At 59.1% G+C, this 12,693-nt stretch carries 13 protein-coding genes; 4 read left to right on the forward strand and 9 right to left on the reverse strand.

Going from position 1 to position 12,693, the window contains the following annotated elements:
* Window positions 1-161: 161 nt before the first annotated feature.
* Window positions 162-1,049 (forward strand): hypothetical protein, encoded by an 888-nt coding sequence (locus ABIE63_RS01135; RefSeq protein WP_354502046.1) that lies wholly within the window; start codon window positions 162-164, stop codon window positions 1,047-1,049.
* A gap of 41 nt (window positions 1,050-1,090) precedes the next feature.
* Here the strand turns inward: ABIE63_RS01135 and ABIE63_RS01140 are convergent, their stop codons facing one another.
* The 5 genes from ABIE63_RS01140 to gatC are packed head-to-tail and all read right to left on the reverse strand — an operon-like array spanning window position 1,091 to window position 6,184.
* A complete protein-coding gene (locus ABIE63_RS01140; protein WP_183415390.1) occupies window positions 1,091-2,023 on the reverse strand; it encodes a DMT family transporter in 933 nt (310 codons plus the stop codon).
* 12 nt (window positions 2,024-2,035) lie between these two features.
* Entirely contained in the window at window positions 2,036-2,947 is a 912-nt protein-coding gene (locus ABIE63_RS01145; protein WP_183415391.1) for a DMT family transporter, read from the reverse strand.
* Window positions 2,948-2,950: 3 nt separating this feature from the next.
* Entirely contained in the window at window positions 2,951-4,405 is a 1,455-nt protein-coding gene (gene gatB, locus ABIE63_RS01150) for an Asp-tRNA(Asn)/Glu-tRNA(Gln) amidotransferase subunit GatB (RefSeq protein WP_354502048.1), read from the reverse strand.
* 3 nt (window positions 4,406-4,408) lie between these two features.
* On the reverse strand, window positions 4,409-5,890 hold the full coding sequence (gene gatA / locus ABIE63_RS01155; protein ID WP_354502050.1) for an Asp-tRNA(Asn)/Glu-tRNA(Gln) amidotransferase subunit GatA: 1,482 nt from the start codon (window positions 5,888-5,890) through the stop codon (window positions 4,409-4,411).
* 6 nt (window positions 5,891-5,896) lie between these two features.
* Window positions 5,897-6,184: an Asp-tRNA(Asn)/Glu-tRNA(Gln) amidotransferase subunit GatC gene (gene gatC, locus ABIE63_RS01160; RefSeq protein ID WP_183415394.1), complete on the reverse strand. Its 288-nt coding sequence runs from the start codon at window positions 6,182-6,184 to the stop codon at window positions 5,897-5,899.
* Window positions 6,185-6,343: 159 nt separating this feature from the next.
* Between gatC and ruvX the strand changes: the two genes are divergently transcribed.
* On the forward strand, window positions 6,344-6,826 hold the full coding sequence (gene ruvX / locus ABIE63_RS01165) for a Holliday junction resolvase RuvX (RefSeq protein WP_354502053.1): 483 nt from the start codon (window positions 6,344-6,346) through the stop codon (window positions 6,824-6,826).
* Window positions 6,827-6,830: 4 nt separating this feature from the next.
* On the opposite strand, the gene ABIE63_RS01170 is transcribed toward ruvX, so the two are convergent.
* The 4 genes from ABIE63_RS01170 to ABIE63_RS01185 all read right to left on the reverse strand — a co-directional run bounded on the left by ABIE63_RS01170 (window position 6,831) and on the right by ABIE63_RS01185 (window position 11,098).
* Window positions 6,831-7,679 (reverse strand): cytochrome C, encoded by an 849-nt coding sequence (locus tag ABIE63_RS01170; protein ID WP_354502055.1) that lies wholly within the window; start codon window positions 7,677-7,679, stop codon window positions 6,831-6,833.
* Between the two features lie 135 nt (window positions 7,680-7,814).
* Complete coding sequence (locus ABIE63_RS01175) at window positions 7,815-8,723, reverse strand: pirin family protein (RefSeq protein ID WP_354502058.1); 909 nt, start codon at window positions 8,721-8,723, stop codon at window positions 7,815-7,817.
* 15 nt (window positions 8,724-8,738) lie between these two features.
* Window positions 8,739-10,430 (reverse strand): peptide ABC transporter substrate-binding protein, encoded by a 1,692-nt coding sequence (locus tag ABIE63_RS01180; RefSeq protein ID WP_354502061.1) that lies wholly within the window; start codon window positions 10,428-10,430, stop codon window positions 8,739-8,741.
* Window positions 10,427-11,098, reverse strand: a complete 672-nt coding sequence (locus ABIE63_RS01185) for an orotate phosphoribosyltransferase (protein WP_354502064.1) — start codon at window positions 11,096-11,098, stop codon at window positions 10,427-10,429. Before ABIE63_RS01185 ends, ABIE63_RS01180 begins: the two co-directional genes overlap by 4 nt.
* Window positions 11,099-11,164: 66 nt before the next feature.
* On the opposite strand from ABIE63_RS01185, the gene thiM reads away from it, so the two are divergent.
* Both thiM and thiE read left to right on the forward strand, forming a co-directional pair.
* Window positions 11,165-12,064: a hydroxyethylthiazole kinase gene (gene thiM, locus ABIE63_RS01190; RefSeq protein WP_354502066.1), complete on the forward strand. Its 900-nt coding sequence runs from the start codon at window positions 11,165-11,167 to the stop codon at window positions 12,062-12,064.
* Window positions 12,061-12,693 carry a thiamine phosphate synthase gene (gene thiE / locus ABIE63_RS01195; RefSeq protein WP_354502069.1) on the forward strand — a complete coding sequence of 211 codons (633 nt, stop codon included), beginning with the start codon at window positions 12,061-12,063 and terminating at the stop codon, window positions 12,691-12,693. Before thiM ends, thiE begins: the two co-directional genes overlap by 4 nt.

The following is a 12,693-nucleotide window of genomic DNA, read 5'->3' on the forward strand; positions in this document are numbered from 1 at the left end:
AGATCAAAGAACCTCTTTGTCTGACATGAGCGTGATTGGCTCACCGCTTGTGAGGGGGCACGGATTCTGTGCAAGCGGAAAATTGGGCTATACTGCCCCTACCAAAAGGTGAAGAGCCGCAAAAAGCGGTCATTTCTAACCTGTATTGGGGGGTCATTCCTATGAAACGAACGTGGCTACTTGTGCCATTTCTTTTGCTTGCTTTATCACTGAGCTTGCCGCCCTTGGCATGGGGCGATGGCGGCGGCGGTGGTGGAGATACAACGAACCCTTTTGAATCTCTGCGCAAAACCGAGGATGGCGAGAGCACGCCGGAGTCCAATGGCGGTACGCCGACCACCTCGACACCGCCCGAAGCGCCCGGTCAACCACCGGGTACGCCGCCTAGTCAACCACCGGGTACGCCACCGGCGCCACCAGGGAATCCGCCGCCGCCACCACCGCCGCCGCCACCACCACCGCCTGATGGCGGAGGCTCCGGGAAGGGTTCGGGTAGCAGCGGATCGAACGGCACCGACGGCAGCAGCAGCGGATCCGATGCCTCCGCAGCGGCTGAGCAAGACGCATTTCTTGGCGCAGCCGGTATCGTCATAATCGGCCAGGATGTGCTCTATGGAGTTTTGTTCCAGGACGCGGGCCTGATCGCATGGCCTGTCGATATGTCCGCGGCTACGGCGGAAAACGAGGTGGGTACCGCCTATCTGAACGATGAAACCATCATTCTTGATATCAGGGACAGCGAGCCAAGAGGCGCCAAGAGCAATGGCGATCGGTTGAAATTAAAGCCCTGGCTTAACGCCCAATCGGACGGCGCCGGCGCTAAAGCAGGTATCGTCCTGGTTCCCAGCGGCGGTATCGCCGAAGGCGTTGGATTGGAAAGCAATCAGCAAACCCGTGCCATGAATGTTCTGGCGCTTAACTTCGAGCGCTTGGAGGATGCGGTTCCGGGATTGGAGACGCTGACGATCAAAAATCCCTTCTCCAAGCAGATCGGCAGCGTTCATTTGCTGGGCAGCCTGCTGATGGTAAAGGCGCGACCACCGCAGTAGTCCGCTGTTTCAAGACAGAGGGTGTGGGGGTCTCAGGACTCTCACGCCTTCTCTTTTGCGTCGTGCCCACCTGAAACTTCTAAAAGATCGTGCGAGACGGCCTTTTCTTCGCGCACCGGCATTTTCTTGCCGGCATAAACACAGACGACAACGGCAAGGGCAAAACCAATGACATCGAGGCCAATTCGCTCGCCCAGGAACAGCCAGGCAAAGAATAACGTGAAGAACGCCTGCAACAGTTGAATCTGGCCGACGCGGCCAATCCCACCCAAGGCCAGCGCCCGATACCAAATGAAGAACGTCAGGAACTGGCTGATAAATGTCACGTAGAAGAAGCTGGCCCAGGCACTCAAAGGCGCTTGCGGTAAGCGCCAGCCACTCTGAATGCCGACCAGGGGCGCCATCACCGGCAGAGCAATGACCAGCGACCAGGAAATGACCTGCCATCCGCCCATGGTACGGGACAACTGGGCACCAAGCGTATAGCCGACGCTGGCGGAAACCACACAACCCAACAGAGCTAGGTCTGCCCACTGGAAATTCCAACCGCCCTCTTTGAGCGAAAAGAACACCACCAGGATGCTGCCCAGCAACGCGAAGAACCAGAAGCCAAAAGACGGTCGCTCACGCGCGAAAAGCGCGCCGAATACCGCTGTCGCCAGCGGTAGGATGCCCAGCACCACTCCACCATGAGCGGAGGGTACGCGCTCCATGGCCCAAGCGCTTAGGTAAGGAAACCCAACGACGACGCCGAGCGACGTCACGACAAGCAAGGGCCACTGCCGCCCGCGTGGCCACCGTTGCCGGGTCAACAGCAAAAGCAAGCCTGCCGGAAGTGCCGCCAGGGTCGCCCGGCCAGGGCCGATGAAAAAAGGATCCATCCACTGCACGGCGTGGCGCGTGACCGGCAACGTGATGCTAAAGGCAATCACCGCCAGAACACCCAGCAAGTATCCCTTGGTATGGTCCGACATCACCAAACTATCCTATCGCCCGTTCCGCCGTGCCCGGAGGTTGAGATAATTGCCCGCCAGGATCAATACGCCGCCGATCAGCAGCCAGATTTCGACCGGCTCACCGTACAGCAGCATTCCCACCAGAGCGATTAACGGCAGGCGCAGATAATCCATGGGCGCCACGAAGGTGACTTCCGCAAGTCGATAGGCGCGGGTGAGGCAAAAATGGGCTGAAAGGCCAAAGAAAGTCACGACGACCAACCAAGCCCAAACCAGCGTGCTCGGGAACGCAAAACCATCCAGCGACAACACCAGGCCAATGGGCGCCTGGATCAAAGCCATATAGAACAGGATCGTCAGTGCTGTCTCGGACCCAGAGAGCTTCTTGGTGGCGAGGGTCGAGGCGGCAAAGCCTATGGCGCCGATCACCATGGCAATTGTTCCCTGATTGACGGATTCCAACCCTGGTCGAGTGATAACCAGGATGCCCGCGAATCCCACAACAATTCCAACCCCGCGGAGCGCCGAAAACCGCTCCCCCAACACAAAGGGCGCCAAAATTGCGACCCACAGTGGAGATGTGAACTCGATGGCGAAGACTTCCGCGAGCGGAATATAAACAATCGCGAAAAACCAGCCGTACTGCCCGACAAAGTGCAGTAGGTTGCGCAGAAGGTGAGTCTTTAGATGACGCGTCCTGAACTGCGCAAGCCCGCGCCGGGTGCCCAGAGCGACAATCAGAATCATCGCAAAGCCGATGATCGAGCGATAAAACATGAGCTGGCTCGTGGTCAGCTCCTTGGATATCTCCCGACCAGCAATGGCCATAGCCGAAAAAGACAGCAACGCACCCACCATCCAAAGGACGGCGGACCAGGGGTTTTCACGCCCCACCTGCGGTCCTGGCTCGACCGCCCCTGTCGGCGCGACCTCCGCGGCCATGGCCTATAATTCCAGTTTCTGGCGCAGAATCTGATTTACGAGACCGGGATTAGCTTTGCCTTGCGTTGCTTTCATGACCTGGCCGACGAACCAACCGACCACCTTGGGATTACCGTCCCTGATTTGCTGAACCTGTTCCGGGTTCTCAGCGATTAATCCTTCGACGATGGCTTCCAATGCACCGGTGTCGGAAATCTGCTTGAGGCCCTTTTCCTCGACAATGTCCGCCGCACTCTTGCCGCTGTCCCACATCTCCTCGAAGACCTCCTTGGCGATACGGCCGGAAACCGTACCATCGGCGATCAGGTCGAGCAGATTGCCAAGTCCCTCTGCGCCGACCGGAGCACTGGCTAGCGTTGCGCCGCTGGTGCGGTTCAACGCCCCGAAGAACTCGCCCATGACCCAGTTTGCCGCCAGCTTGGCATCACGGCCTTTGGCCACAGCCTCAAAGAAATCAGCGGTCGCCCGCTCGACGACGAGAACGCCCGCGTCATAGGACGATAGGCCATAATCCGCCATGAAGCGTGCCTTCTTCTCGTCCGGCAATTCGGGCAGGGTCGCTTTGATCTCAGCGATCCAGTCTTCTTCCAGCACCAGGGGCAGAAGATCGGGATCTGGGAAATAGCGATAATCATGCGCTTCCTCTTTGGAGCGCATGGAACGCGTTTCGCCCTTTCGAGCATCAAACAGGCGGGTTTCCTGCCTAATCTCACCGCCGTCTTCGAGAATTTCGACCTGGCGGCGAGCCTCGTAGTCGATGGCCTGCTGGACATAGCGGATCGAGTTGACGTTTTTGATCTCGCAGCGCGTCCCGTAGGGCTCTCCTGGACGCCGCATCGATACGTTGACATCGCAGCGCATAGAACCTTCGTCCATATTGCCGTCACAGGTCCCCAGATACCGCAGTATTGACCGCAGTTTGTGCAGATATGCGCCAACTTCCTCCGGCGAGCGCATGTCGGGTTTGGAGACAATCTCCATTAGCGCCACACCTGAGCGGTTCAAATCCACATAGGTCTTGCGGGGATGCTGATCATGGAGCGACTTGCCCGCGTCCTGTTCCAGATGCAAACGCTCAATGCCGACTTCCTTCGTGGAGCCATCGGCAAGGTCGAGAAGGATCGTACCCTCGCCCACAATGGGCTGCAGGTACTGGGAAATCTGATAGCCCTGCGGCAGGTCGGCGTAGAAGTAATTCTTACGTTCGAAAATGCTGACTAAATTGATCTGCGCCTTTAGTCCCAAACCGGTGCGTACCGCTTGCTCGACGCACATGCGGTTCAGCACGGGCAGCATACCGGGCATAGCCGCATCGACCATGGATACCTGGCTGTTGGGATCAGCACCGAAGCTGGTTGGCGCGCCGGAGAAAAGCTTCGAGTTGGAGATGACCTGAGCATGAACTTCCAGCCCGATCACCATCTCCCAGGGGCCGGTGCGGCCTTCGATCGTCGCCATGACTTACGCTCCCTTCCCGCAGAACGGTGGCAGCGCATCGAAGCCCGCCGCCTCTTCCAACACGCCTGCTACGCGCAGCAGTGTCTCTTCATCGAATGCCCGGCCGATTATCTGCAGGCCAAGCGGCAAGCCGCCCGCCGACAAGCCCGCGGGGACCGAGATTCCCGGCAACCCCGCCAGGTTCACCGGAACCGTGAAAATGTCGTTCAAGTACATTTGCACGGGATCATCCATATTCTCACCGACGGCGAAGGCAGCGCTGGGCGCGGTCGGTGTAAGAATTGCATCGACTTTCTGATAGGCGTCCTGGAAATCCTGAAGGATCAGCGTGCGCACCTGCCGCGCTTTGTTGTAATAGGCATCGTAGTAGCCCGCCGACAGTACGTAGGTGCCGATAAGCACCCGCCGCTTGACCTCGGCACCAAAGCCTTCGCCGCGCGTGTTCTCGTACATCTCATCCAGGCTTTCGCCTTCGACCCTCAAGCCGTATCGCACACCGTCATAACGCGCCAGATTTGAAGAAGCCTCAGCGGGCGCAACAATGTAATAGGTCGGTAATGCATACTTTGTGTGTGGCAGGCTGATATCGACGATCTCGGCACCGGCAGCCTTCAACCAAGTAATGCCTTCCTGCCAGAGCCGCTCGATTTCTTCCGGCATTCCCTCCATGCGATACTCGGCGGGGACACCAATTCGCAAGCCCCGGATATCACCGGTCAAGGCCGCCTCATAGTCCGGAACGGGCACATTGACCGAAGTTGAATCCTTGGGATCATGCCCTGCCATGGCCCCCAGCATGATGGCCGCGTCGCGAACACTGCGGGTCATGGGGCCAGCCTGATCCAGCGAGGAGGCAAAGGCCACAATGCCCCAGCGCGAGCAACGCCCATAGGTGGGTTTCAAGCCGACGATACCGCAGAAAGACGCGGGCTGACGGATCGACCCGCCGGTGTCTGTTCCCGTCGCTGCCATGGCGACACGGGCCGCCACGACGGCGGCGGAGCCACCGGAGGAACCGCCCGGCACCAGGGGCTTGTCAGCCCCTTCTGGCGTCCAAGGATTGCGGACATTGCCGTAATAGCTGGTGATATTGGCCGAACCCATGGCGAACTCGTCCATGTTCAGCTTGCCCAGCATCACGGCCCCGGCGTCCCAAAGGTTGGCGGTGACGCTGGATTCATAGTTCGGTTTGAAGCCGTCGAGGATATGGGACCCCGCCGTCGTCAGGACGCCTTCCGTGCAGAAAAGGTCCTTGATAGCGATGGGCAGGCCTTCCATTGCGCCCACTTCACCCTTGCGGCGGCGTTCGTCGGAAGCGTCAGCCATCGTCAGCGCTTTCTCGGGCGTCTGGGTGATTAAGGCGTTGAGCTCTCCTGCCCCCTCGATTGCCTTTACGTGAGCCGCGGTCAGTTCGCGCGCGCTCGTTTCGCCCTTGGCCAGAAGATCGCGGGCTTCGGCCAGCGTCAGATGCGTCAGTTCAGTCATCGCTGCTTACTCCACGACCTTGGGAACGGCAAAGAAGTTGCCGGTAGCCTCAGGGGCGTTGGCTATGACTTTGTCACCCAGTCCGCCATCGCTGATAACGTCATCGCGGAGCGGCGGCCGGGTCTCGACAACGGAGGTCATGGGAGCAACCCCCTCGGTGTTCAAAGCACCCAGCTGCTCCACCCAATCCAAAATCTGGTTGAGTTCGCTTGCCAAAGCTTCTCTTCCCGTCTCATCCACGCGGATACGAGCCAATCTCGCGATCTGCGTGACGGTGTCTTTGTCGACCGTCATGGCCTCTTCTCCCACTATCAATCGAGGCGCGCTCCAAAGGTGCGCCAAAAGGAAAGTCGCGGCGGAAACTAACACCCCTGTAACGGCCCCTGCAAGTCGATGGATCAACGTGTCGGATAAGGGTTGCAACCAAACCGCCCCACGGCGCATAGATGGGGCATGAAAGCCGACATTCTTGACCTGCACGAACTGCCTAAGCGCCTGAAACCGCGCCAGAGAGTCCTGGGATTGGACCTGGGTGAAAAAACCATCGGGCTGGCAATTTCCGACTCCGGCTTATCGCTTGCCTCGCCGCTGGAAACCATCCGCCGCAGCAAGTTCACCAAGGATGCTGCGGCGCTTGGCGCGCTCATTCAAGAACGTAATGTCGGCGCCCTCGTTATCGGCCTGCCCGTCAACATGGACGGCAGCGAGGGCCCGCGCTGTCAGTCTGTCCGCACCTTTGCGGAGAACCTTGCCTCCATCGCAAATGTCTTGCTGCCCGCAGCCTTTTGGGACGAGCGGTTGTCGACCTCGGCGGTCCAGCGCTTCCTGATCGACGAGGCCGACATGACGCGCCAGCGCCGTGGCGAGGTGGTGGACAAGATGGCCGCCGCATACATTCTCCAGGGCGCGCTGGACCGCTTATCTAATCCCGTCTGACCGTTTATTTGGGCGGCAGGCTCCTGAGGTAAGCGACAATGGCGTTCATATCTTCCTCCGAGACGCTGTTGTAGTAGTAGACGCCCATCGGCGGCAACAAGCGGGATCCATCAGGACGCACGCCTGTCCTTATGATTGTCTTGATCTCCGTATCGCTATAGCCCGACAAACCTGTTGGCGTCAGGTTGGCGGCATAACTGATGCCCCAAGGCCCCTCGAAAGGTATGCCGCCTCCACCAAGGCCATTTTCCGGATCCGGCATGCCGTTCGCATCCAATGAAGAATGGCATTCCATGCAGTGTCCCAAAGGTCCGGCAAGATACTCGCCGTAAGCAACCAGATCATCCCGGCTGACTTTCGCGACCGAGACGACCGGTGGGCCATAGTTGGCCGGCAGTGGCATGGCGAACTCCGGCGCCGGCGTTTCGTTGCGGATCGCCGGAACGCTCTGAAGGTAGGTCACGATTGCGTCCAGATCTTCATCGGCAATGCTACGGTAAAAATGAAAGGGCATCGGCGGGCCGATCAGCGACCCATCGGGCCTCAGGCCATCACGAATCGCTCGTTTGATTTCGTCCGCGCTCCAGGTGCCAATGCCGGTCTCCGGGTCCGGCGTAATGTTCGGGCTGATCACCTTTCCCCAAGGTCCCGAAACGTCCAACCCCCCAGCCAAAGCCATCCCTTCAACAGGTCCGGCAGGGCCTTGCTGCGTGTGGCAGTTCCCGCAGGCCACCACTCCTTCGACAAGATAGCGCCCTCGCTCAAAAGGGGTTTGTGCTTGAACAACCGTAGCCAATGAAATGAAACTGAGAATGAATGCGGGGAACGCCCGCGCAATTACCAAACGCCACATCTCTTTGATCCTCGAGAAACATACGCTTAGCCGAAACACGCGTGCGCGACCGGCCGCCTTCGGCTCAGCCGGCCCGGCGCGTGCATACTAGTCTGGAAAAACCCGGTTGCGGAGAGGGTATTTTCGAAATTTTACTTATTCTGGCAGAGGAATAAATTCATCGTCATCGGGCACCGCGTCGAAACGCCCCTCCTTCCAATCAGCCTTCGCCCGCTCAATCCGGTCCTTTCGGGAGGAAACAAAATTCCACCAGATGAAACGTTCCTCCGGAAAAGGCTCGCCGCCCAGAAGCATGACGCGCATCGGGCTCTCAGCCTGAAGCACCGGCGCGCCGCCGGGACGCAGGACGGACATGACTCCCGGCGCCAGCGGCCGGCCGTCAAGATTCCCCTCACCCGAAATTGGATAAATCGCCCGTGCCTCGTATGCGCTTGGAAGCGCAAGGCGCGCACCGGCATCCAGGTTGGCATCGAGATAAAAAAGCGACGATTGAACGGCGACTGGTGCGGTCTGACCATAGGCCCTACCGGCCAACAGTCGCAAACGGACGCCGTCCAGCTCTATAGTCGGCAGTTCAGCCTCGCTGCAATGCTGAAACGAGGGCTCGACTTCCTCTTTATCCGTCGGCAAAGCGATCCAAGCCTGGATGCCGTGCAGTGTGGCATCGGCCGCACGAACCTCCGGGGCGGTGCGCTCGGAATGCACGATCCCTCGGCCCGCTGTCATCCAGTTGACGGCGCCGGGCCGAATGGGCTGAACATACCCCAAACTGTCGCGGTGCAGAATTTCGCCCTGGAACAAATAGGTAATGGTGGACAGACCGATATGCGGGTGTGGCCGCACGTCGATCCCCGTCCCTGGTGCGAAATCCGCAGGGCCCATCTCATCGAAAAACACGAAAGGGCCAACGGCGCGACATTCCGCGACCGGCAGAATCCGCCGAACCGAGAATCCACCCAGATCACGTGACCTGGGCTTGATCTCCAATCCTACGCAGCCCTCGCAGCTATCGCAGTCTGCTTTATCCGCCGGTTGCCAGCTCATAATTTCCTCCCGATGCTAATCGTTCCACTGCCAGTTTTCGACCCAGTAGGTCGTGGGCGAGAGATGCCCTGTTGGGACGACACCTTGCATCTCCTTGGGCAGAACATAGGTTGCCGCCCGCCAGTAAAGCGGTAAAACCGGCAGATCCTCGGCGTAAATTTGCTGTAGCTTGAGCCATAAATCCGCGCGCCGCTCCCTGTCCAGCTCCCGCTCAATCGCATCGAGCAACTGATCGACTTCAGGATTGTTGTAGCCGGTGTAATTCTGCCCCGACCAGTTATTGGTTTCGCTGGGCACTTCCTCGCTATGCAACGTCGTGCGCGGCACGCTTTCAGGTGCCGATAACCAAGCAAAGAGTGCCAGTCCGGTGAACTTACGCTTTGAAACCGTCTCGCCGAAGAACACTCGTGCCGGTTCGTTACGAATGCGCAGGTCAATTCCTACTTGCCGCCAACCGGCTTGCAGCACCTGCTCCACGAGTTCGCGTGTCCGGTCGCCTGCGGTGGTCATCAGTTCCAACCGAAGAGGCTCGCCTTTGGCATTGTGCCTTACACCGCCTTGCATCCGGTCCCAACCGGCTTCGTCGAGCAGTGCCGCCGCCGCTTTCGGATCATAGGGGTAGCGCGCTACTTGGTCGCTGAAGACCCAGTCCAGCGGCGAAACGTTAGTGAGGGCGACCGGTTGACGACCCTGGAATAACTGCTCGCTGATCGCCTGCCGGTCGGCTGAGAGGATGAGCGCTTTACGGACCTTGCGGTCTGCCAGGATCGGGTTCTCCAGCATCAGATCGATGTGCTCATAGATTAAACCGGGCTTAAAGAAGACCTGAAACGTGTCGCCATGGCGCTCTGCGAAGGCAAGCCCTTGATCAATCGTCAAGCCAAGCTCGCCCGCGATCATATCGATCTCGCCGGACAGGAGATTGGCTTCCAGAGCGGCGGTGTTCTCGATGGTCCGCACGATGATCCGCTCGAATGCCGGCTTTTCACCCCACCAGGTTTCGTTAAGCACCAGAACAACGTGGGAGCCCTTGACCACCTCGGAAATACGGTAAGGCCCGAAATAGAGTCCCGGATTGGTCGAATCGCTGTCATAGGCAGTTCGGTTCCGATACTCCGCCGGATTCGCTTCAAACAGCGGCCGCTCGATGTGAGCCGGGAGAAGTTCAAGCCCGTTCGCCGCGTTGTAGTCAAACGTCACGCGGTCAACGTGCAGCACGAAACGGCGGGCGCTCAACACCTCAACATCCAGAATTCGACGAAACCCCTCCAGGCTTGCCACACCGCTTTGCGGATTCCTGCCAACCTGCCAGGTGAAAACAACGTCCTCGCTGGTTACCGGCGTACCGTCCCCCCACGCCGCTCCCTCGACAATCTCATAGGTAACGGCAATTCCCTCTTCACCGGATGCCGTGGTTTCGCGGACTGCCAATCCATTCTCCAGCGTCGGCACCTCGGTACAGACCAGGCAGGCTAATTCCCAATTCTCGTCGTAGCTGGTCAAAGGCCGGCGTGCCAAACCCAACACGTAGCTCTTGGCCAACATGGAATCGATCAAAGGATGCAACGTCGAAGGAAACTGCGAGATGCCAATACGCAGGGTGCGCGCCTGGGCCGCCGGGCTCGCGGCCAGGAGAACGATCCCCATAACCGCCAATAGCGGTAAAAGTCCAAGCCATCCAAGGCGCTGGCGGTTGTGCAAACTCACGCCCCCTCGCCGCTATTCTTTTTCGACCAGCCATCCGGGTCTTCCAGAAAGGCTCGTACAGATTTGATGCCCTCAGACGTCAAGTAACCCGCTTCCTCGGCCACGGCCAAAGCATCCCACCAAGTGCAAAGGGCGTGTAACGCCACTCCCGCATCCGTCAGCTTCTGCAGGCCTTCAGGAAAGATGCCATAGTGAAAAATGACCGCGGTATGGGCGCATTCAGCCCCAGCAGCCCGCAAGGCATCAACGAAAATCATCTTGGAACCGCCGTCGGTCGCAAGGTCCTCGATCAGCAATACGCGATCGCCATCCTTGAAAGAGCCCTCAATCTGGGCGTTGCGGCCAAATCCCTTGGGTTTCTTACGCACATAGATCATGGGCAACCCCGCCCGCTCTGCGATCCAGGCGGCAAAGGGAATGCCCGCGGTCTCGCCGCCTGCCACCACGTCGAAGCGCTCATGCCCGGCTCTGTCCTGCACCTTTTCAAGCAGCAGGTCCATCAACCGCGCCCGGGCTCTTGGGAAAGCGATGATCTTCCGGCAATCGACATATACCGGGCTTTTGCGGCCTGAGGTGAAGGTGAAAGGATCGTCAGGCCGAAACAGAACGGCTTCAATCTCCATCAATATTCGGGCGGTGGTGCGGGCTGCTGAATCGATCTGGCTCATGAGCTTACTGTTGCGTCCTTCGGAAATAGTATTATCGGCCACTATTACTGTCATCGAACATGATTAATGAGAGATAGCCGTGAGAGCAACAACCGGGGAGCCTTTACAGGGCACAGCACCGCCGCCACTCTCTTGGGTATGGCTGACGATTCGATGATTGATGATAACCAGGAAACCGAAGCTCTGGCGGTTTGGCAAACGCTTAGCCGCTTGCGCAGCACGCGACCGCTCGTGCACTGCGTGACGAATGCGGTCGCAATGGACCTGACGGCGAATTTACTGCTCGCGGCCGGCGCCTCCCCAGTCATGGCGCACGCCAAGGAAGAAGTGGAAGAAGTTGCCAGCGCCGCCGCTGCCCTGTGCATTAATATTGGCACGCTGGACGGGCCGAGTGCCGAAGCCATGTATCTAGCCGCCAAGGCGGCCGTCGAATCCGGTGTTCCATGGCTATTAGATCCGGTTGGTGTGGGCGCCACATCCTTTCGGCGGGAGATTGCAGAGCGCTTATCTCATCTGCAACCTAGCGTCATTCGCGGCAATGCCTCGGAGATCACCGCCCTCAGCCAGGAATCCGGCGGCGGCCACGGTGTCGATGCAACCATCGAATCCTGGGATGCTTTGGATGCCGCCCAGGATCTTGCACGCAAATGCGGAACCGTCGTCGCCGTCACCGGGTCGATCGATTACGTGACCAATGGTCACGATATGACCGCGATCGCCAATGGCAGCGAAATGATGGGGCGCGTCACCGCCGTCGGCTGCGCGCTCTCCGCCCTGACCGCAGCTTGCCTCGCTGTTCAAGAAGATCCCATGCGGGCCACGGTACATGCGCTTGTCATTATGGGAGTAGCAGGTGAGTTTGCCGCCGAACGGGCGGTGGCTCCAGGCAGTTTCCGAAGCGCGTTGGTGGACGCCATCTACCTGCTCGACGAAGCAACACTGGTCAAGGCAGTGCGCATCGGATGAAGCTATTCGACCCCCGTCTTTATCTTGTCATCGGGCTTGCGGATTGTGGTGGCCGTCCGCTTGGAACGGTTCTTTCAGCCGCGGTCGAAGGCGGTGTAACCCTGGTTCAGCTCCGCGAAAAGGGGCTTGATGAAGAGGCGTTCATCCAGCGGGCGCGTGAAGTTAAGGCGCTATTGCGGCCGCGTGGCGTTCCCTTGATCATCAACGATTCGTTAAAAGTCGCCTTGGCCGTCGACGCCGACGGCTTGCATGTCGGACAGTCGGACCTTTCACCCGCCCAAGTGCGCGCTCACATGGGACCGGAGGCCATATTGGGAGTCTCTATTGGAAACCTGGAAGAACTTGCACGGACTGACCTGACCGGTGTCGATTATGTCGGTTGCGGGCCGGTTTACGGAACGACGACAAAGGACGATGCCGGATCTGCAATCGGACCAATGGGCTTGGCAAGCGTTGCTGGCAAGGTGACGCTGCCGGTCGTTGGGATCGGCGGCATTACGGTTGATCGCCTGGCACAGCTACACGGTTGCGGGGCAAGTGGCGTTGCTGTCGTGTCGGCCATCGCCAGCGCCCATGACCCCAAACAGGCGGCGCGAGACCTACGCAAGGCCATCGCGCTCAGCCTCTAG

The organism is Limibacillus sp. MBR-115 (assembly GCF_040549425.1).
GTDB lineage: Bacteria > Pseudomonadota > Alphaproteobacteria > Kiloniellales > CECT-8803 > Limibacillus > Limibacillus halophilus.

Excerpts from the sequence above, each read along its gene's own strand:
- ruvX (WP_354502053.1), top strand. The coding sequence starts at position 6,344 with ATGAAAGCCGACATTCTTGACCTGCACGAACTGCCTAAGCGCCTGAAA.
- ABIE63_RS01145 (WP_183415391.1), bottom strand. The coding sequence starts at position 2,947 with ATGGCCGCGGAGGTCGCGCCGACAGGGGCGGTCGAGCCAGGACCGCAG.
- ABIE63_RS01175 (WP_354502058.1), bottom strand. The coding sequence starts at position 8,723 with ATGAGCTGGCAACCGGCGGATAAAGCAGACTGCGATAGCTGCGAGGGC.
- ABIE63_RS01135 (WP_354502046.1), top strand. The coding sequence starts at position 162 with ATGAAACGAACGTGGCTACTTGTGCCATTTCTTTTGCTTGCTTTATCA.
- ABIE63_RS01185 (WP_354502064.1), bottom strand. The coding sequence starts at position 11,098 with ATGAGCCAGATCGATTCAGCAGCCCGCACCACCGCCCGAATATTGATG.
- thiE (WP_354502069.1), top strand. The coding sequence starts at position 12,061 with ATGAAGCTATTCGACCCCCGTCTTTATCTTGTCATCGGGCTTGCGGAT.
- gatA (WP_354502050.1), bottom strand. The coding sequence starts at position 5,890 with ATGACTGAACTGACGCATCTGACGCTGGCCGAAGCCCGCGATCTTCTG.
- ABIE63_RS01140 (WP_183415390.1), bottom strand. The coding sequence starts at position 2,023 with ATGTCGGACCATACCAAGGGATACTTGCTGGGTGTTCTGGCGGTGATT.
- ABIE63_RS01170 (WP_354502055.1), bottom strand. The coding sequence starts at position 7,679 with ATGTGGCGTTTGGTAATTGCGCGGGCGTTCCCCGCATTCATTCTCAGT.
- thiM (WP_354502066.1), top strand. The coding sequence starts at position 11,165 with ATGAGAGATAGCCGTGAGAGCAACAACCGGGGAGCCTTTACAGGGCAC.
- gatC (WP_183415394.1), bottom strand. The coding sequence starts at position 6,184 with ATGACGGTCGACAAAGACACCGTCACGCAGATCGCGAGATTGGCTCGT.
- gatB (WP_354502048.1), bottom strand. The coding sequence starts at position 4,405 with ATGGCGACGATCGAAGGCCGCACCGGCCCCTGGGAGATGGTGATCGGG.